The 21,126-nt window shown below is 74.5% G+C and carries 17 protein-coding genes and 2 riboswitches; of the genes, 15 read left to right on the forward strand and 2 right to left on the reverse strand.

What is annotated here, in order from left to right; genetic code table 11:
* Window positions 1-159: 159 nt before the first annotated feature.
* Entirely contained in the window at window positions 160-1,167 is a 1,008-nt protein-coding gene (locus ACTJIY_RS12420; protein ID WP_440674075.1) for an endonuclease/exonuclease/phosphatase family protein, read from the forward strand.
* Between the two features lie 80 nt (window positions 1,168-1,247).
* Here the strand turns inward: ACTJIY_RS12420 and ACTJIY_RS12425 are convergent, their stop codons facing one another.
* Window positions 1,248-3,872, reverse strand: a complete 2,625-nt coding sequence (locus ACTJIY_RS12425) for an MMPL family transporter (protein WP_440674076.1) — start codon at window positions 3,870-3,872, stop codon at window positions 1,248-1,250.
* An 89-nt stretch (window positions 3,873-3,961) separates the two neighbouring features.
* Window positions 3,962-4,672 (reverse strand): TetR/AcrR family transcriptional regulator, encoded by a 711-nt coding sequence (locus ACTJIY_RS12430; protein ID WP_440674077.1) that lies wholly within the window; start codon window positions 4,670-4,672, stop codon window positions 3,962-3,964.
* 171 nt (window positions 4,673-4,843) lie between these two features.
* Window positions 4,844-4,953, forward strand: a riboswitch (SAM riboswitch).
* A gap of 342 nt (window positions 4,954-5,295) precedes the next feature.
* On the opposite strand from ACTJIY_RS12430, the gene ACTJIY_RS12435 reads away from it, so the two are divergent.
* The 14 genes from ACTJIY_RS12435 to ACTJIY_RS12500 all read left to right on the forward strand — a co-directional run bounded on the left by ACTJIY_RS12435 (window position 5,296) and on the right by ACTJIY_RS12500 (window position 21,105).
* The gene (locus ACTJIY_RS12435) at window positions 5,296-6,450 is read left to right on the forward strand and encodes an LLM class flavin-dependent oxidoreductase (protein ID WP_440674078.1); all 1,155 of its coding nucleotides are present in this window, start codon (window positions 5,296-5,298) and stop codon (window positions 6,448-6,450) included.
* Window positions 6,451-6,469: 19 nt separating this feature from the next.
* The gene (locus ACTJIY_RS12440; protein WP_253055186.1) at window positions 6,470-7,876 is read left to right on the forward strand and encodes an NtaA/DmoA family FMN-dependent monooxygenase; all 1,407 of its coding nucleotides are present in this window, start codon (window positions 6,470-6,472) and stop codon (window positions 7,874-7,876) included.
* A 55-nt stretch (window positions 7,877-7,931) separates the two neighbouring features.
* Window positions 7,932-8,846 (forward strand): DUF1684 domain-containing protein, encoded by a 915-nt coding sequence (locus ACTJIY_RS12445; protein ID WP_353707482.1) that lies wholly within the window; start codon window positions 7,932-7,934, stop codon window positions 8,844-8,846.
* Window positions 8,843-9,436, forward strand: coding sequence for a GNAT family N-acetyltransferase (locus tag ACTJIY_RS12450; RefSeq protein ID WP_440674079.1), 594 nt, complete (start codon window positions 8,843-8,845; stop codon window positions 9,434-9,436). The genes ACTJIY_RS12445 and ACTJIY_RS12450 overlap by 4 nt, the downstream gene beginning before the upstream one ends.
* A complete protein-coding gene (locus tag ACTJIY_RS12455; RefSeq protein ID WP_440674080.1) occupies window positions 9,433-10,524 on the forward strand; it encodes an amino acid ABC transporter permease in 1,092 nt (363 codons plus the stop codon). The genes ACTJIY_RS12450 and ACTJIY_RS12455 overlap by 4 nt, the downstream gene beginning before the upstream one ends.
* The gene (locus tag ACTJIY_RS12460) at window positions 10,521-11,315 is read left to right on the forward strand and encodes an amino acid ABC transporter ATP-binding protein (protein ID WP_253055189.1); all 795 of its coding nucleotides are present in this window, start codon (window positions 10,521-10,523) and stop codon (window positions 11,313-11,315) included. Before ACTJIY_RS12455 ends, ACTJIY_RS12460 begins: the two co-directional genes overlap by 4 nt.
* Before the next feature lie 151 nt (window positions 11,316-11,466).
* A complete protein-coding gene (locus ACTJIY_RS12465; protein ID WP_253055190.1) occupies window positions 11,467-12,501 on the forward strand; it encodes an ABC transporter substrate-binding protein in 1,035 nt (344 codons plus the stop codon).
* 7 nt (window positions 12,502-12,508) lie between these two features.
* On the forward strand, window positions 12,509-13,690 hold the full coding sequence (locus tag ACTJIY_RS12470; protein ID WP_440674081.1) for an FAD-dependent oxidoreductase: 1,182 nt from the start codon (window positions 12,509-12,511) through the stop codon (window positions 13,688-13,690).
* A complete protein-coding gene (locus ACTJIY_RS12475; protein ID WP_440674082.1) occupies window positions 13,687-14,712 on the forward strand; it encodes an NADPH-dependent oxidoreductase in 1,026 nt (341 codons plus the stop codon). The genes ACTJIY_RS12470 and ACTJIY_RS12475 overlap by 4 nt, the downstream gene beginning before the upstream one ends.
* A 110-nt stretch (window positions 14,713-14,822) precedes the next feature.
* Window positions 14,823-16,076 (forward strand): LLM class flavin-dependent oxidoreductase, encoded by a 1,254-nt coding sequence (locus ACTJIY_RS12480; protein WP_440674083.1) that lies wholly within the window; start codon window positions 14,823-14,825, stop codon window positions 16,074-16,076.
* Between the two features lie 95 nt (window positions 16,077-16,171).
* On the forward strand, window positions 16,172-16,579 hold the full coding sequence (locus tag ACTJIY_RS12485) for a rhodanese-like domain-containing protein (RefSeq protein ID WP_253055194.1): 408 nt from the start codon (window positions 16,172-16,174) through the stop codon (window positions 16,577-16,579).
* A gap of 138 nt (window positions 16,580-16,717) precedes the next feature.
* Entirely contained in the window at window positions 16,718-17,833 is a 1,116-nt protein-coding gene (locus ACTJIY_RS12490) for an LLM class flavin-dependent oxidoreductase (protein ID WP_440674084.1), read from the forward strand.
* 150 nt (window positions 17,834-17,983) lie between these two features.
* Window positions 17,984-19,081, forward strand: a complete 1,098-nt coding sequence (locus ACTJIY_RS12495) for an LLM class flavin-dependent oxidoreductase (RefSeq protein ID WP_353707488.1) — start codon at window positions 17,984-17,986, stop codon at window positions 19,079-19,081.
* Window positions 19,082-19,261: 180 nt separating this feature from the next.
* Window positions 19,262-19,375, forward strand: a riboswitch (SAM riboswitch).
* Window positions 19,376-19,479: 104 nt separating this feature from the next.
* Entirely contained in the window at window positions 19,480-21,105 is a 1,626-nt protein-coding gene (locus ACTJIY_RS12500; protein WP_440674085.1) for an ABC transporter substrate-binding protein, read from the forward strand.
* Window positions 21,106-21,126 lie beyond the last annotated feature (21 nt).

Genomic DNA, 21,126 nt, shown 5'->3' on the forward strand with positions numbered 1-21,126 from the left:
CTGTCGAGCACGACATGAGGGTCGTTCTCCGCCCGAGAACGACCCTCATGTCGTGCTCGGCGGACCGGGGGCGCCATGCTGGGCGGGTTTCGTGGAGGTCGGCGGGCGAGGCGGCGCGGGGGGTCGCCGCGTGCGCCGCGACGGTGTCAGAGTCCGGGCATGACCTCGGCGACCACGCGCCTTCCGTCCGCGCGCGTCACGGCCCGACGGCGGTCGGGCGGTCCGGTCCTCACCGTCCTGCTGGCGGCGGGGACGGTCGTGGTCGTCCTGCTGACGCTCGTGCGGGCGGTGCCGTACGACGCGGTGACGCCGCTCGCGCAGGTCGTCGGATTCACGCCGTTCGTCGCGGCGGCGGCCGTCGGCGGCCTCGTGGTCACGCTCGTCGCGCGCCGGTGGGTCCTCGCGGCGCTGCTCGCGGTCTGCGTCGCCGCCCAGGCGGTGTGGCTCGTGCCCGCGTTCGTGCCCGGCCCGGCGCCGCCCGACGACGCGGCGTCGCTGCGCGTGATGGGCGCCAACGCGTGGCTCGGGTCGGCGGACGCGGACGCGCTGGTCCGCCTCGTCCGCGAGCAGGACGTCCAGGTGCTCGCGGTGCTGGAGCTGACGACCGACCTGCGCGAGCGGCTCGTCGCGGCGGGCATCGAGGACGTGCTCCCGTACGGCGCCGACGCCAAGGTCGGGTCCGGGGCGCTCGGCAGCGGGCTGTGGAGCGCGCTGCCGCTCGACGACGTCGACCTCGAGCCGTTCTCCAACGACGCGATGCCGTCCGCGACCGTGGAGGTCGACGGCGTGCCCGTGCGGGTCACCGCCGTGCACCCGATCCCGCCGATCCCGGAGTACGTGCGGGTCTGGGGCGAGGAGACGGCCGCGCTCGCCGAGCGCGCGGCCGCGAACCCGCTCCCGCAGGTGCTCGTCGGCGACTTCAACGCGACCCACGACCACGCGACGTTCCGGCGACTGCTGGGCGAGCGGTTCCACGACGCGAGCCGCGCGTCGGGAAGCGGTCTGGACCTGTCGTGGTCGCCGCGCCCGGGCACGGTGCCGCCGGTCCTGAACCTCGACCACGTGGTGACGGACCGGGAGAACGTCGTGACCGACGTCGCCTCCCTGCCCGTGCCCGGCAGCGACCACCGCGCGATCGTCGCGACCGTCCACGTGCCCCGCCCCTGACGCCGAACCCGGGGTTGCTCCCCGGTTCGGTGCCGAACCCGGGAGCAACCCCGGGTTCGGCGCACGGGGGTGGTGTGCGGTCAGTTGCGTGCGGGCTCCGGGGAATCGACGGGGGTCTCGTGGTGCGGGTGGCGGCGCTCCAGGGCGGCGCCCTCGACGTCGACGTCGGGCAGGACGCGGTCGAGCCAGCGGGGGAGCCACCACGCCTTGTCGCCCACGAGGTGCATGAGCGCCGGGACGAGCAGCATCCGCACGACGAACGCGTCGACCAGCACGCCGAACGCGAGCGCGAACCCGATGGGCCGGATCATCGCGCTGTGCGAGAACACGAACCCGCCGAAGACGGAGATCATGATGATCGCCGCGGCCGTCACCACGGCCCGGCCCGCGCGCACGCCCTGGACGATCGCGACGCGCGCCGGGGCGCCGTGCGCGTACGCCTCGCGCATCCCCGAGCCGAGGAAGAGCTGGTAGTCCATCGCGAGGCCGAACAGGATGCCGACGAGGATCGTGGGCAGGAAGTTGAGGATCGGGCCCGGCGTCTCGACGCCGAACACCCCCGAGAGCCAGCCCCACTGGTAGATCGCGACGACCCCGCCGAGCGCGGCGAAGTAGGACAGGATGAACCCGAGCGTCGCGACGACCGGCACGAAGATCGACCGGAACACCAGCACGAGGATGACGAGCGACAGCCCGACGACGACCGCGAGGTAGATCGGCAGCGCCTGCGCGAGCTTGTCGGAGATGTCGATGTTGCCGCTGGCCGAGCCGGCGACGCCCAGCGACGCCGTGCCGTCGGGGGCCTCGACGTCACGCAGCGCGTGCACGAGCTCCTCCGTCGACGCGCTCGTGGGCCCCTCGGCGGGAATCACCTGGAACGCGGCGACGGTGCGGTCCGCGGAGGTCCCGATCGGGGCGACCGCGACGACGTCGTCGAGCGCGAAGAGCGAGCGGGCGACCTGCACCTGGTACTCCAGCGCCTCCGCCTCGGTGGGCTCGCCCGGGAGGTCGGCGACGACGAGCAGCGGGCCGTTGGTGCCCTCGCCGAACTGCTCGGCGATCGTCGAGTACGCGCGGTACTGCGTGGAGTCGTGCGCCTCCGACGACCCGTCGGGCAGGTTGGTCCGCAGGTCGAGCGCGGGGAGCGCGATCACCCCGAGCGCCACGACGGCGAGGATCGCCGTGCCCACGGCGCGCAGCGTGGACATCGGGCGGACGGGCTTCGTCCCGTCCAGATCGGTCGTGCCCGACGGCGCGGTGTCGGTCGCGGCGCCCGGCTCGCCCGGAGCCTGGGTCCCGGCGAGCGCGGCGCGCTCGCGGCGGCTGAGGATGCGCGTCCCGATCATGCTCAGCAGGGCGGGCGTGAGGGTGACGGCGATGAGCACGGCGATCGCGACGCAGAGCGCGCCGACGGTCCCCATGAGGCCGAGGAACGGGATGCCGGTGACGTTGAGCGCGAGGAGTGCGATGAGCACCGTGGCGCCGGCGAACACCACGGCGTTGCCCGACGTGCCGTTCGCGAGCGCGATCGACTCCTGGACGTCGTCGCCCTGCTTGAGCTGGCGGCGGTGCCGGTTGACGATGAACAGCGAGTAGTCGATCCCGACCGCGAGCCCGAGCATGAGGCCGAGCACGGGGGTCACCGACGACATCTCGACCACGCCGGAGAGCGACATCGCGGCGAGCGCACCGATGCCGACCCCGATGAGCGCGGTGAGGATCGGGAGCCCGGCGCCGACGAGCGTGCCGAGCATGACGACCAGCACGATCGCCGCGACGACGAGGCCGATCGCCTCGCCCACGCCGAAGACCTGGGGGACGCCCTGCGTGATGTCGGACGAGAAGTCCGTCTGGACGCCGTCCACGGGATCGTCGGTGAAGACCGCGACGAGGTCGTCCTTGGTCTGCTGCTCGATGCTCATGTTCGGCTCGGTGAACGCGACGCTCGCGACGGCGGCGCTCCCGTCCTCGGACACCATGCGGATCTCCGACGCCATCTCGAGCAGCGGCGCGGATGCCTCGAGCTGGGCGGACTGCTCCTCGAGCGTCGTGCTCTGGTCCTCCAGCGCGGTCACCTGCTTGTCGAGCGCCGCGGCCTGGGCGTCGAGCTCGGCGCGCCCGGCGTCGAGCTCGGCCTGCTGCGCGTCGAGCTGGGGCGCCACCTGGTCGAGCGCGCCCGCGGCCTCGGCCTGCGCGCGTGCCGCGTCGAGTTGGGCCTGGCCCTCGTCGAGCTGGGTCCGCGCGGCGTCGAGCTGCTCCTGGCCCGCGGCGAGCTGCGTGCGACCGTCCTCGAGCTGCGTGCGCCCGGCCTCGATCTGGGTGCGGCCGTCCTCGACCTGCTGACGCTGGTCCGCGAGCTCGGCCTGCGTGGCGAACGGGTCGACGGCCGTCTCGACGCCGTCGACCTCCTCGGCCGCGGCGAGGCGGTCGGAGATCGCCGCCTCCTGCTCGGGCGTGAACGCCGAGCCGTCCTCCGTGGCGAAGACGACGGTGCCGCTCCCGCCCGACGCCTCCGGGAGCGCCGTCTGCAGGCGCTCCGTCACCTCGGCGGTCGGGGTGCCCGGGATGGAGAAGCTGCTCGCGAGCGAGCCGCCGAACGCGACGAACGCCGCCCCGGCGAGCACGAGCACCGCGAGCCATGCGGCGAGGACGGTCCGCGCGCGGCGCGCGCTGGCACGCCCGAGGCGGTAGAGGAGTTCAGCCATGAGGGTCCTTCGGTGGGGAGTCCGGGGTGGTCCGGTGGGCGGTGCGGCGTGCGGTCCGGTGGCGGTCGGGGAGGTGAGGGCGGGAGGCGTCAGGCGGGGAGCTCCCAGCCTGAGCGCATGCGCGCGACGAGACGGTCGAGGAGGTCCGCCCACACGCGGCGCGAGGCGTCGTCGTCGGCGGCGCCGGTCGCGGCCCACCAGCGGCGCTGGATCACCAGGACCCCGGCCATGAGCGCGCCGACGAGCATCTCGATCTCGAGCGGGTCGACGGCGGGGTGCCGCCGCGTGGTCTCGGCGACCAGGCGCTCGGCGAGGTGGGTGAACGTGCGCACGACCATCGTCGTGACGCGGGGGGTGGGCTCGGTCGCGGTGCCGCCGAGGGCACGCGTGAGGTAGGCCATCGGGCCGACGAGGTCGGTGCCGCGGAGCGCGGCGGTGAGGTCGTCGAGCGGGGTCGTGCGGTCGGTGCCGGGGTCCGCGGCGCTCGCCCCGAGCGCGTCGACCACGGTGCCCAGCACGTCCTCGCACACCTCGACCACCACGTCGTCGAGCGACGCGAAGTGGTTGAAGATCGTGCGGCGCGCGACGTCGGCGCGTGCGGCCAGGTCGTCGACCGTGAACCGGGCGCCCCCGTTCTCCTCCATGAGCGACGCGGCGGCATCGACGATCGCGCGGCGGTGCCGCGCACGCAGCGCGGCGCGGCGATCGGTCGCGGGGCCGGTCGCGGGGCCGGTCGCGGGGTCGGTCGCCAGGTCGGGCGCGGGCACGCCCGACGGCTCGGTCGCGGAGGGGAGGGGCACGTCATGACACTAAGTGCATCGATGCACTCGGTGCAAACAGCGTCGTGGGCGCTCAAAGTTGACCGATCGAGTCCAGTATGTGGGAAGGTCTCCTCGGTGCGTTGACACCCCGCGGTGGCCGCTCGTAAGTTCCCGCGCAACCGAGGTCGACGTACCCCGGTCACAGGACATGGTCATGAGCTCCGACGCCAAGCCCCGGCTCGTCGGACGGCAACCCTCCCGCGCGGTGGGGTGCCCCGGGTGAGGACCAGGTCCCGCGTCGCGCGGACCACGCGCGGCGCGGGGCAACGACGCGGAGCCCGGCGACGGGCACGAAGGAGACGGACGATGGATCGGCGAATGTCGAGCACCGCGGTGAGCACCGCGCACGTGTCGACGTGCCCCTGTCCGTTCGCGGGCGCCCCCGGCGCCCCCGCCCTCGGGGCCACGGGTCCCGCGCGCGTCGCCTGTTGTCGCTGACGACGACCCGTCTCTGACACCCCGCGCCACCCGCGCGCGGTCCGGGTCTCTCCCGGCTTCCCCAGCCCGTCCTGCCGCCGCGCGGCCGGACCGCCCTGCCCACCCTCCGGCACCCCGCCGCGCCCTGAGCGCGCCGTCGGCTCAACTGAGAACGGATCCTCGCGATGTCCGACCCCCGCCCCGCCCGCACCCTCCACCTCGGCGTCGACCTCACCGACGCCGGCGCGCACCCCGCCGCCTGGCGGACCGTGGGCTCCCAGGCCCAGCGACTCTTCGACGCCAAGCGCCTCGTCGAGCTCGTGGCCACGGCCCAGCGCGGCCTGCTCGACCTCGTCACGCTCGACGACGCGTTCACGCTCCAGCCGAGCCGCAACGGGTCCGTGCGGGGCCGCCTCGACGCCGCGCTCGTCGCGTCCCGGCTCGCGCCCCGCAGCGCGGGTATCGGCCTCGTCCCGACCGTCACCACCACGCACACCGAGCCGTTCCACGTGTCCAAGGCGATCGCGACGATCGACCACGTGAGCTCCGGGCGCGCGGGGTGGCAGGTCGGGTGGTCCACGACCCCGGCCGAGGCCGCGGCCTTCGGGCGCAAGGGCGCCCAGGACGAGCCCGACGCCGTGGCCGAGGCGGACGAGGCGGTCGAGGTCGTCACGCGGCTCTGGGACTCGTGGGAGGACGACGCCGAGATCCGCGACGTCGCGACGGGCCGGTTCGTGGACCGCGAGAAGCTGCACTACGTCGACCACGAGGGCATCCGGTTCGCCGTCAAGGGGCCGTCGATCACGCCGCGCCCGCCGCAGGGCCAGCCGCCCGTCGTCGTCCGGGCGGACACGCCTGCGTCGCTCGACCTCGCGGCCCGCCGGGCCGACGTCGTCCGGGTCCGCGCCGCGACCCGCGACGAGGCCGTCGCGCTCCGGTCGCAGGTGCGCGACGCGGCCGCGGACGCCGGGCGCGACCCCGACGCGCTGCGGGTCCTCGTCGACGCCTACGTCGTCGTCGGCGACACGCGCGCGAGCGCGCAGGCCCGCCTCGACCTGCTCGAGGACCTCGAGGGCGTCTCGTGGGACACCGACTCGCTCACGCACGTCGGCACGGCGCGCGACCTCGCCGTCACGGTCGAGGAGTGGGTGCACGCCGGTGCCGCCGACGGCTTCCTGCTGCGGCCGTCGTCGCTGAGCACGGACCTCGACGCGATCGTCGACGGCGTGGTGCCGCTGCTCCAGGGCGCGGGCCTGTTCCGCACCGCCTACCCCGGGACGACGCTGCGCGACACGCTCGGCCTCCCGCTCCCCGCCAACCGCTACGCGGTGATCGCCTGACCCCGGACGGACCGACGACATGAGCACGCGCCCCCGCAAGCAGATCCACCTCGGCGCCCACTTCCCGGGCGTCAACAACACCACCGTCTGGAGCGACCCCCGCTCGCGCAGCCAGATCGACTTCGCCTCGTTCGAGCACCTCGCCCGCCGCGCCGAGGACGCCAAGCTCGACTTCTTCTTCCTCGCCGAGGGCCTGCGCCTGCGCGAGCACAAGGGCCGCATCCACGACCTCGACGTCGTGGGTCGCCCCGACACGCTGCCCGTGCTCGCCGCGCTCGCGGCGGTCACGGACCGCCTCGGCCTCGCGGGCACGATCAACACGACGTTCAACGAGCCGTGGGAGCTCGCGAAGCAGTTCGCGACGCTCGACCTGCTCTCCGAGGGCCGCGCGGCCTGGAACCTCGTGACGAGCCCCGACGCCTTCACGGGCGCCAACTTCCGCCGCGGCGGGTACCTGCCCTACCCCGAGCGCTACGCCCGGGCGGCCGAGGTCGTCGAGGTCGCGCGCGCCCTGTGGGACTCGTGGGACGACGACGCCGTGCTGGCCGACCGGATCGCGGGCGAGTTCCTGCGCCCCGGGTCGGTGCGGCCGGTCGCGCACCACGGGACGTACGCGGACGTCGTCGGGCTGTTCGAGACGCCGCGCGGACCGCAGGGGCACCCCGTCCTGTTCCAGGCCGGCGACTCCGCCGACGGGCGCGACTTCGCCGCCGCGACCGCCGACGTCGTGTTCTCCGCGCACTCGACGTTCGACGCCGGGCGCGCGTTCTACGAGGACGTCAAGGGACGGCTCGCGGCCCACGGGCGCGAGCGCGACTCCCTGAAGATCCTGCCCGCGACCGTCGTCGTGCTGGGCGACACGCCCGCCGAGGCCGAGGAGCGCGCTCGCGAGATCCGGCTCCAGCAGGTCTCCGGGCCGACGGCCATCGCGTTCCTCGAGCAGGTCTGGGGCCGCGACCTCGAGGCGTACGACCCCGAGGGACCGCTGCCCGACGTCGAGCCCGACACGGAGAACCTGTCGATCACGCGGGGCCGCGTGCGGCACGCGAAGGACCCGGCGGCGGTCGCCGCGGCGTGGCGCGAGCAGGCCGAGGCGAACGGCTGGTCGATCCGCGAGCTCGTCATCCAGGTGACGTCGCGCGGCGGCTTCGTCGGCACGCCGCAGCAGGTCGCGGACGACATCGACCGCCACGTCCAGGAGGACGCGTCCGATGGTTTCATCCTCGTCCCGCACCTCACGCCGGGCGGGCTCGACGACGTGTTCGACCAGGTCGTCCCGCTGCTCCAGGAGCGCGGCTCGTTCCGCACCGAGTACGAGGGCACGACCCTGCGCGAGCACCTCGGCCTCGCGCGGCCCGGCACCGCGCCGCGCGCCGCCGACCCCGAGCCCTCGGCGGCCTCCGCCGAGCTCGTCGGCCGACCGTAGCCGTCCCGCACGCACCCGCACCGCAGACCTGCACCGTACCGACCTCGGAGGACCCATGAGCCAGAGCACGCTGACCGCCACGGGCACCGTGGCCGACGACCCCGCCGCCCCCGGGACGGCCGACGAGGCGCACGACGCCGCCGCGTGGGCGGCATGGCACGCCGAGCGCGAGGAGGGGCTCCGGCCGCCGCACGGCTGGCTGAGCCTCGTCGCGTACCACTGGCTCCCGGCCGAGCCCGCCGCGCTGCCCGGCGTGCCCGGGCTCTGGTGGGCCGACGCCGACGGCGCGCACCACCGCGCGGACGAGGGCGGCGCCGTCCGGGCGACGACGGGCGACTCCGTCGGGACCGTGGTCGTCACGGAGGGTGGGTCCTCGGTCGCGGGCACGTTCCTGCCGGACGGCCGGGACGCGGGCGACCCGGCGGACGGGGGCGAGACGCGCGAGGTCGCGGTGGAGGTCGTGCGCCGCACGGGCCGGTACGCCGTCCGGCTGCGCGACCCGCTCGCTCCGGCCCGGACGGGGTTCGACGGCGTCCCGACGTTCGCCTACGACCCCGCCTGGGTCGTGGACGCGGCGGTGCGCTGGTACGACGCGCCGCGGCCCGTCGTCGTCGGCGCCGCGCGCCCCGGGCTGGTGCACCACGTGAGCACGGTCGGCGAGGTCGACCTCGTGGTCGAGCGTGACGGGGTCTCCCACCGCGCGACGCTCGTCCTCACGGGCAAGGCCGGCGGCGCGGTGACGCTGCTGTTCAGCGACGAGGCCCTGCACCTCGACGAGGCCGTCGCGCCCTGGCGCGTGCTGTGGGTGGACGCCGACGTGGCGCCCGGCGCCGAGGGGCGCGTGCGCCTCGACCTCAACCGGGCGATCAACCTCCCGTACGCGTTCAGCGACTTCGGGACCTGCCCGGCGCCGGTCGAGGGCAACCACGTGCCGTTCGCCGTCACCGCGGGCGAGAGGGCACCCCGGTGACCGCGGTCGCCGCGCGCCCCACCGGGCGGGGAACGCGCGAGGTCCGGTCCGTCGCGATGCACGACCCGCTCGTCCGTCCCCTCCTCGACGAGCTGTCCCACGAGTACTGGACCCGCTACCAGCGCGTGCTCACCGCGGACGAGCTCCGCGCCGAGATGGAGCACTACCCCGCGCAGGACTTCGCGGCGCCGCACGGCGAGCTCGTGCTGGTGCTGGAGGACGGCGAGCCGGTCGCGGGCGGCGCGTTCCGCCGTCGGACCGAGCCGGAGCTCGGCGACCCGGCACGCCTCGCCCGGCCGTCCGCGCGGCGCAGCGACGGGACGCCCGCCGTGCGGACCGCCGAGCTCAAGCGGATCTGGACGCACTCGGCGCACCGGCGCCAAGGCCTGGCGCGCGTCGTGCTGGCGGAGCTCGAGCGCCGCGCCGTCGAGCGCGGGTACCGGCGCCTCTACCTGACGACCGGTCCGCGGCAGCCCGAGGCCGCCGGCCTGTACCTCGCGACGGGCTACACGCCCCTGTTCGACACCGGGACCGATCCCGAGGAGATCGGCCCGCTCGCCTTCGAGAAGTGGTTGGAGGTCGCGTCATGAGCACCGTGTCGCTCCCGCAGGACGAGTCCCGGCACCTCGCGCCGCCGTCGGGCCGGCACCCTGCCGACCGGAGCGGCGGTGTCGAGGACGCGCTGCCGCTCGAGAGCCTGCGCATCGTCCCCGCGCGGCACCCGGGCCGCTGGGCCGCGACGGCCGGCGTCGCGGTGCTGCTCGCCATGGTCGTCAGCTCGCTCGTGACGAACGACCGCTGGGAGTGGGACGTCGTCGCGCAGTACCTCACGTGGCCGTCGATCCTCGAGGGCGCGTGGGCGACGATCCGCCTGACGCTCGTCGCGTCGGTCGTCGGGTTCGCGCTCGGCACGGTCCTCGCGCTCATGCGCCTCTCGCGCTCGCCGCTCCTCCAGTCGGTGTCGTGGACGTACACGTGGGTGTTCCGGTCGGTGCCGCTGCTGCTGCAGCTCCTGCTCTGGTACAACCTCGCGTACCTCTACCCGTACCTCAGCGTCGGCATCCCCTTCGGGCCCGAGTTCCTGTACTTCGACACGCTGTCCGTGATCGACAAGTTCTGGGCCGCGATCCTCGGGCTCGGGCTCTCGCAGGCCGCGTACTCGGCGGAGATCGTGCGGGCCGGGATCCTCTCGGTCGACCAGGGGCAGCAGGAGGCCGCCGCGTCGCTCGGCATCCCCAAGCGGCGCCAGGTGAGCCGCATCATCCTGCCGCAGGCGATGCGCTCCATCATCCCGACGGCCGTCAACGAGGTGATCGGGCTCCTCAAGGGCACGTCGATCGTCTACGTGCTGGCGTACGGCGAGCTGTTCTACATCGTCAGCGTCATCTACGGCCGCAACGGCCGCGTCGTGCCGCTGCTCATCGTCGCGTCGATCTGGTACCTCGTGCTCACCACGCTCATCACCGTCGTGCAGTACTACGTCGAGCGGCACTACGCGAAGGGCGCGGTGCGCACGCTGCCCCCGACGCCGCTGCAGAAGGCGCGCTGGACCGTCCTAGTCTGGGCGTCGCGGCTCTCCGGCCGGCCCGTGCCCGACTCCGTCCCGCCCGCGTACGCGGCCCGCGCCCGCGTGGGCGTGCTGACGCGCACCGCGCGCACGGCGGGAGGTGCGGCATGAGCGCCGTCGTCGCGACCACCGACGTCGCGACCGCCGGGCTCGTCGAGATCCACGGCGTCCACAAGAGCTTCGGCACGCTCGAGGTCCTGCGCGACGTGTCGCTCACCGTGCCGCCCGGGTCGGTGACGGTCGTGCTCGGCCCGTCCGGCTCCGGGAAGTCGACGCTGCTGCGCGCGATCAACCATCTGGAGAAGGTCGACAAGGGGTTCATCTCGCTCGACGGCGAGCTCATCGGGTACCGCCGCAAGGGCAACACCCTGCGCGAGCTCAAGGAGCGCGAGATCCTCGGCCAGCGCACCCAGATCGGGTTCGTCTTCCAGAGCTTCAACCTGTTCCCGCACCTCACCGCGCTCGAGAACGTCGTCGAGGCGCCGGTCTCGGCGCAGCGTCGCCGCCGCGAGGACGTCGAGCCGGAGGCCCGCGCGCTGCTCGAGCGCGTCGGGCTCGCCGACAAGGCCGACGCGCGGCCGCGCCAGCTCTCCGGCGGGCAGCAGCAGCGCGTCGCCATCGCCCGCGCGCTCGCGCTGCGGCCCAAGGTGCTGCTGTTCGACGAGCCGACCTCGGCGCTCGACCCCGAGCTCGTGGGGGAGGTGCTCGAGGTCATCAAGGACGTCGCGAGCACCGGCACGACGCTCGTCGTCGTCACGCACGAGATCGGCTTCGCCCGCGAGGTCGCCGACACCGTCGTGTTCATGGACGACGGCGTCGTCGTGGAGCAGGGCACGCCCGCCGAGGTGCTCGACCACCCGCGCCACGACCGCACCCGGGCCTTCCTCCAGAAGGTCCTCTGACCCGGGGCGAGCCGGGGTCCTCGACCCGCAGCCGCCCCGCGTACCGCGCCCACCACCGCTTCCCGACGTCGTCACCCGCGACCGGCCGCCCGGCCGTCCCGCACCGCACTCCCGCGTCACCCCGACGCACCACCCGAGAGGTAGGACACCCGTGACCGCAACGACCACCCGCGCCCGCGCCCCCCGCGCGCTCGCCGCCCTCGCCGTCGTGCCCCTGCTGGCGCTCGCGGCCTGCTCCGGGGTGAGCACCGAGGCCCCGGCCGCCGCGGACGAGGGCGCGGCCTCCTCCGACGGCACGACGGAGAGCACGACGTCCGTCTCGGACGCCCTCGACGTGAGCACGAGCCCGGACCAGGACCGCATCCGCACCACCGAGTCGGCCGAGGCCGTCGCGCTCCTCCCGGACGCCTGGAAGGACAAGGACGAGCTCGTCGTCGCGATCTCCGCGGGCGCGGCGCCGCCGCTCGGCTTCCTCGCCGACGACGACGAGACGCCCATCGGCAACGAGACCGACATCGCGCAGCTCGTCGCCGACGCGCTCGGCAAGGACCTGCGCCTGGAGGTCAAGGCATGGGCCGACTGGCCGCTCGCGCTCGGCTCGGGCGACGTCGACGCCGTGATCTCCAACGTCACGGTGACCGAGGAGCGCAAGGAGACCATCGACTTCTCCACGTACCGCAACGACGAGCTCGGCTGGCTCGTGGGCGCCGACTCCGACATCACGTCGATCACGAAGCGCGAGGACATCGCGGGCAAGGTCGTCGCCGTCGGCTCCGGGACGAACCAGGAGAAGATCGTGCTCGAGTGGGACCGCCTCAACCAGGAGGACGGCCTCGAGCCCATCCAGGGCCCCGAGTACTACGAGCAGTTCTCCGACGTCCTGCTCGCGCTCCAGTCCGGGCGCATCGAGACGTACGTCGGGCCCAACGCGTCGCTCGCGTACCAGGCGGCGATCTCCCCGCAGGACTTCAGGGTCGTCGGCACGCTCAACGGCGGCTGGCCCGACACCGCGCAGATCGCCGTCGCCACGAAGAAGGGCAACGAGGTGGCCCCGGCCATCACCGCCGCGATCAACCACGCCATCGAGGACGGCACGTACCTCCAGGTGCTGCAGCGGTGGGGCCTGGAGTCCGAGGCCGTCGAGGAGTCGCAGACCAACCCGCCCGGCCTCCCGAAGACGGAGTGACCCGCGCATGACCACCAGCACCCAGCACGTCGACCACCTCGTGGTCGGGGGCGGCGTCATGGGCTCGGCCGCCGCGTGGCAGCTCGCCCGGCGCGGGCGCGACGTCCTGCTGCTCGAGCGCTTCGCCCCCGGGCACGCGCACGGTGCCTCCCACGGGACGTCGCGCATCTACCGCACGACGTACGCCGAGCCCGAGTACCTCGACCTCGCGCAGGAGGCGCTCCGCCTGTGGCGCGAGGTCGAGGACGAGACCGGGACCGAGCTGCTCACGGTCACGGGCGGCGTCAGCCACGGGCGGCGCGACGGCGCGGCCGAGCGCCGCGCGGACGCGATCGGTGCGGCGTTCGCGGCCCGCGGGATCGAGCACGAGTGGCTCGACCCCGCGGCCGCGGCCGAGCGCTGGCCGGGGCTGCGGTTCGAGGGCCGGGTGCTGCACGAGGTCGCGACGGCCGGGCGGCTCCACGCCGACCGCGCCGTCGCGGCCCTCCAGGGCGCGGCCGCCGCGAGCGGCGCCGACGTCCGCCACGAGACCGCCGTCCGGCACGTCGAGCGCGTCCCGGAGGGCGTGCGCGTCGTCACCGACGGCGGCGACGTCGTCGCGCGGGTCGTCGTCGTGACCGTCGGGGCGTGGAGCGCCGGCCTCCTCGGCGGTCCCGCCGGCGGGCTGCTGGGGCAGGAGCTCCCGCTCGTCGTGACCCAGGAGCAGCCCGCGCACTTCGCGCTCGCCCCGGGCGCGTCCCCGCAGGGGTGGCCGGCGTTCACGCACGACGTCGGTCCCGGCACCGCGTGGCCGAGCGGCGTCTACGGGCTCGCGACCCCGGGCGAGGGCGTCAAGGTCGGCTTCCACGGGGTCGGGCCCGTCGTCGACCCCGACCGGCGCTCCTACCGGCCCGAGCCGGGTCAGCTCGCCGCGCTGCGCGACTACGTCCGCACGTGGCTGCCCGGCCTCGACCCCGACGCCTACGTCCCCGTGAGCTGCACCTACACGACGACGCCGGACCACGACTTCGTGCTCGACCGGCGCGGTCCGGTCGTCGTCGGCGCCGGGTTCTCCGGCCACGGCTTCAAGTTCGCCCCGGCGGTCGGCCGCGTGCTCGCCGACCTCGCCACCCGTCCCGACGACGCGCTCGCGGCCGAGCGGTTCGCGCTCGCCCGCCTCTCCGCACTCCCCGAGAGGACCGCCTCATGACGTCCACACCCGTCACCGTCCCGGCCGTCGTGCGTGCGGCGCGCGGCGACCGCCGCGACGGCGGCCCGCGCGACCTGGAGAGCGACCTGACCGACGTGCCCACCGGTGCCCGGCCCGACGCCGTCGTGCCCGACGGTGCGGTGCTCGACGGCGCGCGCGCCGCGGTCGGGGCGCGCTACGGCGTCGCGCCGGACGTCGCGGACGTCGCGGCGCCCGGTGCCGCCGTCGGGCTGGCACGCCGTGCCGCGGCCGGCCGGGCGCGCGACGCGGGCCGCCCCGCGGACGTGCTCGGCACCGTGCTCGGGCACCGCAGCGTGCGTCGCTACCGCACCGATCCGCTCGCCGACCACGTCGTCCCGACGCTCGTCGCCGCCGCGCAGTCCGCACCGACGTCGTCGAACCTCCAGCTCTGGAGCGTCGTCGCCGTCACCGACGCCGCGCGCAAGGACCGGCTCGCGGCGCTCGCGGGCGACCAGGAGCACGTCCGCACGGCGCCGCTGCTGCTCGTCTGGCTCGCCGACGTCGCCCGGGCGCGCGCCCTCGGCGAGCGCGAGGGCGTCCGGCTCGAGGCGACCGACTACCTCGAGACGACGATCGTGGCGTTCCTCGACGCCGCGCTCGCCGCGCAGAACGCGGTCGTCGCCGCCGAGTCGCTCGGGCTCGGCACCGTGTACATCGGCGCGCTGCGCAACCACCCGGCCCAGGTCGCGGCCGAGCTCGGCCTGCCCGAGGGCGTCGTCGCGGTCGTGGGGCTCGTCGTCGGGCACCCCGACCCTGCGGGCGGCGAGCGCGTCAAGCCCCGGCTGCCGCAGGCGGCGGTGCTGCACCCCGAGCGCTACCACGGCGACCAGGCGGAGCACGTCGCGGCGTACGAGCAGCGCATCGCGCCCTTCTACCGCGAGGAGGGGCTCGACGGCGGCTGGCGCGACCGCGTCGTCGACCGCCTGCGCGTCCCCGGCGCGCTGCGCGGGCGCGCCCACCTGCGACCCACGCTCGCTGCGCTCGGGTTCCCGTCCAAGTAGGAGCCCCGGTCCCGTCCCGCCGCCGGGAGCAGTCGGGACCCACCGCTCCACCGGCCGCTGCGCCGCCACCGGCCGCCGCACCACGACCAGTCGCACCACCGAAGGAAGCCATGTCCTCCCACCCGCACCCGACCGCCACCCCCGGCGGTCCGCGACCGGCGTCCGGCCGCGTCCCGCTGTCCGTCCTCGACCTCGCGATCGTTCCCGAGGGGGCGACGGGCCAGGACGCGGTGCGCCGCGCCGTCGGGCTCGCGCGCGACCTCGACCGGCTCGGCTACCACCGCGTCTGGTACGCCGAGCACCACCTGTCGCCCGGTGTCGGCTCCGCGTCGCCCGCCGTGCTCGCCGCGGCCGTCGCGGCCCGGACCGAGCGCATCCGCGTCGGCAGCGGCGCGGTGCTGCTGAGCACGACGAGCCCGCTCGTCGCCGCCGAGCAGTTCGGGACGATCGCCGCGCTGCACCCGGGCCGGGTCGACCTCGGGCTGGGCCGGGCCTTCACCCCGCCGAAGGACGCGACGGGTTCGCAGGGCAGCACGCAGGGCACGGACGGCCCGCTGCGCGCCGCGCGGTCCGGCGCGACCGGGCCGCGCGTCGTCGAGGGGCTCTACGTCCCCGGCGCGCCGCCGTCGAACCTCAACGACTCCGTGCTGCGCGAGCGGATCCTCGCGCAGAAGCGGATCGTCGGGGCGTCGCGCACGCCCGTCAGCTTCCGCGACGAGCTGGACCTCGTGCTCGGCCTGCGTGCCGGGACGTACCGCGACGAGCACGGGACGCCGTACGCGAGCCCGCCCGTCGAGGGTGCCGACTGGGACCTGTGGGTCCTCGCGTCGAGCCCCGGCGAGAGCGCGCGCGTCGCGGGCGAGCTCGGGCTGCCGATCGCCGCGAACTACCACGTGGCGCCGTCGGCGACGATCGACACCGTCGCCGCCTACCGCGCGGCGTTCCGGCCGGGCGTGCTCGACGAGCCGTACGTCGTCGTGTCCGCCGACGTGCTCGTCGCCGACACGATCGAGCGCGCCCGGGAGCTCGCGACACCGTTCGCGGACTGGGTGCTCTCCATCCGCCGCGGCGCCGACGGCGCGATCGCGTACCCCGAGCCGGGTACGTCGCCCGCGTGGGAGGACCGCCCGGAGGCCGAGCGCGCGCTCGTCGCGGACCGCGTCGACACGCGCATCGTCGGCGACCCGGAGACGGTCGTGCAGCGGCTCGACACGCTGCGCCGCGCGACGGGTGCCGACGAGCTGCTCGTCACCACCGCGACCCACGACGCCGACGACGCCCGTCGCTCGTTCGAGCTGCTCGCCGAGCACTGGTTCGCGGGAAGCCCCGCCCCCGCCACACCCGCACTCGTCACCACCCCCTAACGCGAGATCGACCCGCGCGTCGCCAGATCGACCTCCTGAGGGTCGATCTCGGACGTGCGGGTCGATCTCGCGACGATCCCTCGAAGGAGAAACCCATGACGACCACCCCACCCCTCCAGGCCGCGACCGACGCCGCGGCCAAGGTCGCCGACGGCGCGCTGCTCATCGACGTGCGCTCCGCCGGCGGCCGCGCCGCGCACGGCGAGATCCCCGGCGCCACGCTCGCCGACCGCCACGACCTCGACGCCCTGTTCGGTCCCGCCGAGAACCCGGCGATCTCGCTCGACACGCCCGTCGTCGTCGTGTGCGGGTCGCCGAACGGCTCCGGACCCGTCGCCGAGGCGCTCGCCGAGCGCGGGTACACGAACGTCTCGCACGTCGACGGCGGCTTCCCGGCCTGGAAGGACGCCGGCCTCCCGGCGTCGGAGCCGGTCGAGGCGTCGCCCGCGACGTCTCCGGAGTCGACGGCGTCCCCGGACCCGACGGCGCCCGCCCGGTCCTGAGCGGCCGACCGGGCCGCACCACGTCCGCCCGGTCCTGAGCGGCCGACCGGACCGCACCACGTCCGCCCGGCTCGCGCAGCACCGGCACCGCGAACCCGCACCCGCGCACCATCCACGACGACACCCACGGAGATCCTCATGCCCGTCGAGTTCCTCGGCATCGCCACGACCAACGACGCGTCGGAGACCACCGAGCGCACGACCGTCGCGTTCGACCCTGCCTACCTCGAGCGCCTCGTGCGTGCGCACGAGGACAACGGCTGGACGCGCGTCCTCTTCGCGTACGGCTCCTCCGGCCCGGAGCCCGCCGCGCTCGCCGCCTACACCGCCGCTCGCCTGCAGTCGATCGAGCTGCTGCTCGCGCACCGGCCCAACGTGTCCTACCCGACGTACGCCGCCAAGACGTTCGCGACGCTCGACCAGCTCTCCGGCGGGCGGCTCTCCGTCCACTTCATCACCGGCGGCAACGACCACGAGCAGGGCCGCGAGGGCGACACGCTGACCAAGGACGAGCGGTACGCGCGCACCCACGAGTACATCCAGATCGTCAAGCAGGCCTGGTCGAGCGCCGAGCCGTTCGACCACCACGGGCCGTTCTACGACTTCGACGACTTCGTGCTCGACGCCAAGCCGTTCGAGGGCCGCACCCCGACCATCTCGTTCGGCGGGTCGTCGGACGCCGCGTTCCGCGTCGGCGCGGCCGAGGCCGACATCTACGCCGTCTGGGGCGAGCCGCTCGACCGCACGGCCGAGCAGATCGCGCGCGTGCACGCCGAGGCCGCCGCCGCAGGCCGGGCCACCCCGCCGCGCATCCACGCCGCGTTCCGGCCGATCGTCGCGCCGACCGAGGAGCTCGCCTGGGAGAAGGCGCACCGCATCCTCGACCGGATCGAGGCGCGCAAGGCCGCCGCGGGGGGACAGCTCAGCCGTCGGCACCCGATCGACAAGCCCGAGAACGCGGGTTCCCAGCGCCTGCTCGAGATCGCCGCCCAGGGCGAGCGCTTCGACACCGCCCTGTGGACCGCGACCGCGAAGGCCACCGGCGGCGCCGGCAACTCCAACGCGCTCGTCGGCACGCCCGAGCAGGTCGCGGAGGCGCTCCTCGCGTACTACGACCTCGGCGTCCGCGTCATCTCCGCCCGCGGCTACGACCTGCTCGACGACGCGATCGACTTCGGCCGCTACGTCATCCCGATCGTCCGCGAGGAGGTCGCGAAGCGCGACGCCGAGGCCGCGGAGGCCGCCGCGGCCTGACGGTCCGCGACCGAGATCGGCAGAGAAGGACGAGGTCGGCAGCCCCGGCCGAGATCGGCGTGTGCACGTGCCGACCTCGACCGGCGCTGCCGATCTCGCTGGCGGGCCCGCCCGGCCCGACCACGGACGACGACAGCAAGGAGCAGGACCGTGCGGTTCCAGGTACTCGACATCGTGTTCAACCCGCCCCACCCCGTGACCGGGGAGGCGGTCGCGCCGTCCGACCGGTTGAACCGGGTGGTGGAGACGGCGGTGCTGGCGGAGGAGCTCGGCTTCGACTCGTTCGCGGTGGGGGAGCGGCACGCGGGGGAGGTGCTGTCGTCGGCGCCGACGGTGATCCTCGGTGCGGTCGCGGCGCGGACGTCGCGCATCCTGCTGAGCACGGGCGTCACCGTGCTGTCGCTGCTCGACCCGATCCGGGTCGCCGAGGACCTCGCGACGGTGGACCAGCTCAGCCGCGGGCGGCTGGAGATCGTCATCGGCAAGGGCAACGAGGTGCTCCAGTACCCGCTGCTGGGGCTCGACATCGACAAGCAGTACGAGTACCTCCAGGAGAACTACGAGCTGCTGCGCCTGCTGCTGTCGGAGGAGGACGTGAGCTGGAGCGGGCGGCACCGCCACGCGCTGGAGCACGCGACGACGCTGCCGCGTCCGTTCGCGGGGCCGTTCCGGATCTGGCACGGGTCGGCGACGTCGCGCTTCGCGGTGGACCTCGCGGCCCGGTACGGGGACCCGATCGTCAGCGCCAACGCGTTGCAGCCGCGCGAGAACTACCAGGTGCTCATCGACCGGTACCGCGAGCAGTACGCGGCGCACGGGCACGACCCGGCGTACGGGTTCGTGGGATCCGGCTCGGGCGGGCTGTTCCTCGCCGACACGACGGAGGAGGCGATCGAGCAGTACCGCCCGATCTACGAGGGCCAGGTCGCGGCGGCGGCGCGTCGGGGCTACGGGCCGGACGCCGTCGGGAAGGCGCCGAGCTTCCGGACGGTCGAGGACGCCGTCGAGCGCGGTCCGGCGCTGGTGGGCTCGCCGGAGCGCGTCGCGGAGAAGATCCTCGACTACCACGCGTCCTACGGGCACGACCTCCAGTCCGTCTCGGTCAACCACCTGATCCCCGCGGCGCAGCAGGAGGACGTGCTGCGCCGGTTCGCGGAGGAGGTCGTGCCCGTCGTGCAGGCCGAGGTGAAGACCGACCTGTGGAGCCCGGCCGACGCCCGCCGCGCGGCGGGGTTCACCGCGGCCTGAGCGATCCCGCCGGACCGGAGGGGAGGGCCCCGTCTCGCCCGGCGAGGTGGGCCCTCGCCGTGCTCGTGGCAGCCCCGCCGACGGGTCACGACGTCGCGGAGCAGGAAACAACCGTCCGCCTGGCGGGACGACCGTCTCGATACTTGACTCAACCGGTCGAGATTGTCTTTCCTGCTCCCAGGTGACGAGCGTCAGCACGCAGGCCCGGCTCGCTGACCAGCAACCCTTCGACGTGACGGGGTGCTCCGGGAACGACCTGACCGCGTGGCTCCCGCCGCGCGGTAAGCACGGCACCCCGGTGGGTTCCCCCGCCGCGCCGGCCCTCGGCCCGGCGCGGACGACCACCGGCGCCGGACGACCGCCGGTCCTCAGCCGGCACACGAGGAGAGCAGCACGACATGATCCCCACACCTCACCGACGCCGGTCCCTGACCGCCGCCGCGGCCGCCGCCGCGACGGGTCTCCTGCTCGCCGCGTGCGGTGGCGGCACCGGCACCTCCGACGACGACGGGTCGCCCAGCCCGTCCGGCGAGCCGGTCGCGGGCGGCGACCTGACCTTCGCGATCACCGTCGACTCGCACTGCATCGACCCGCAGCAGGTCGGCAACAACGACGCCATCGCGGCGGCCCGCCAGACCGTCGCCTCCCTCACCGCGCAGGACCCGGAGACGGGCGAGATCCTGCCGTGGCTCGCGGAGAGCTGGGAGGTGAACGAGGACGCGTCGAGCTACACGTTCCACCTGCGCGACGACGCGACCTACGCCGACGGCACGCCGATCGACGCCGAGTCGGTCAAGACGAACTTCGACGCGATCGTCGCGCTCGGCGCGACGGCGTCGCTCGGGTCGCAGTACCTCGTCGGCTACGAGGGCACGACGGTCACGGACCCGCAGACCCTCACGGTCGACTTCGCGGCGCCGAGCGCCCAGTTCCTCCAGGCGACCTCGACGTTCTCGCTCGGCCTCCTCGCGCCGTCGTCGGCCGACCTGAGCGTCGAGGACCGCTGCGCGGGCAAGTTCGTCGGCTCCGGCCCGTTCTCCGTCAAGTCCTACACGCAGGACCAGGAGATCGTGCTCGAGAAGGTCGCAGGCTACGCGTGGGGCTCGGAGGCCAACGACCACCAGGGCGAGGCCTACCTCGACACGGTGACGTTCAAGGTCATCCCCGAGGCGAGCGTGCGCAGCGGCAGCCTGCAGTCCGGGCAGATCGACGCCACGGCCGCGATCTCGACCGTCGACCTCCCGCAGTTCGACGGGAACGGGTTCTGGCTCGAGTACCGCGCCAACCCGGGCGTCGTGTTCAACCTCTTCCCCAACGAGTCGAGCCCGCTCGCGGGCGACGAGGCCGTGCGGACGGCGATCCTCAAGGGCATCGACCGCGAGCAGATCGCGGACACCGTGCTCAGCGCGCAGGACGAGCCGGCCACGAGCGTCCTGTCGCACTCGACCCCGCTCTACGAGAGCGTCGCGGACGAGCTCGCCTACGACCCGGAGGGCGCGAAGAAGATCCTCGACGACGCGGGCTGGGTCGAGGGCGCCGACGGCGTGCGAGAGAAGGACGGCCAGAAGCTCTCCACGACCGTGACGTTCTGGCAGGTGCCGGAGCCGCTCGAGCTAGTCCAGCAGCAGCTCGGGCAGATCGGCGTGGACCTCCAGCTCCAGCACGTGACCGTCGCGGAGTCGCAGGCGATCAAGGAGAGCGGCGACTTCGACTTCGACTACTACAACCTCACGCGCTCCGACCCGGACGTGCTGCGCACGATCTTCTCGGCGAATGCGCGCAACATCAACCAGCGCGACGCGGAGGAGGTCGACGACCTGCTCGACGCGTCGGCCGCGGCGACCGACCCGGCCGAGCGCCAGGAGCTCGTCACGGAGGCGTCGCGCCTGCTCGTGCAGAAGGGGCACGCGATCCCGGTCTACGAGCTCTCGACGACCATCGCGGCCGCCGACACGGTCCACGGCCTGACGTTCGAGGCGTCGTCGCGCCTCGACTTCTACGACGCCTGGGTCACCCAGGGCTGACCCGCCGGGCCCGCCTGCCCG

The sequence above is a fragment of the Cellulosimicrobium sp. 22598 genome, from assembly GCF_052044445.1.
GTDB classification, from domain to species: domain Bacteria; phylum Actinomycetota; class Actinomycetes; order Actinomycetales; family Cellulomonadaceae; genus Cellulosimicrobium; species Cellulosimicrobium cellulans_G.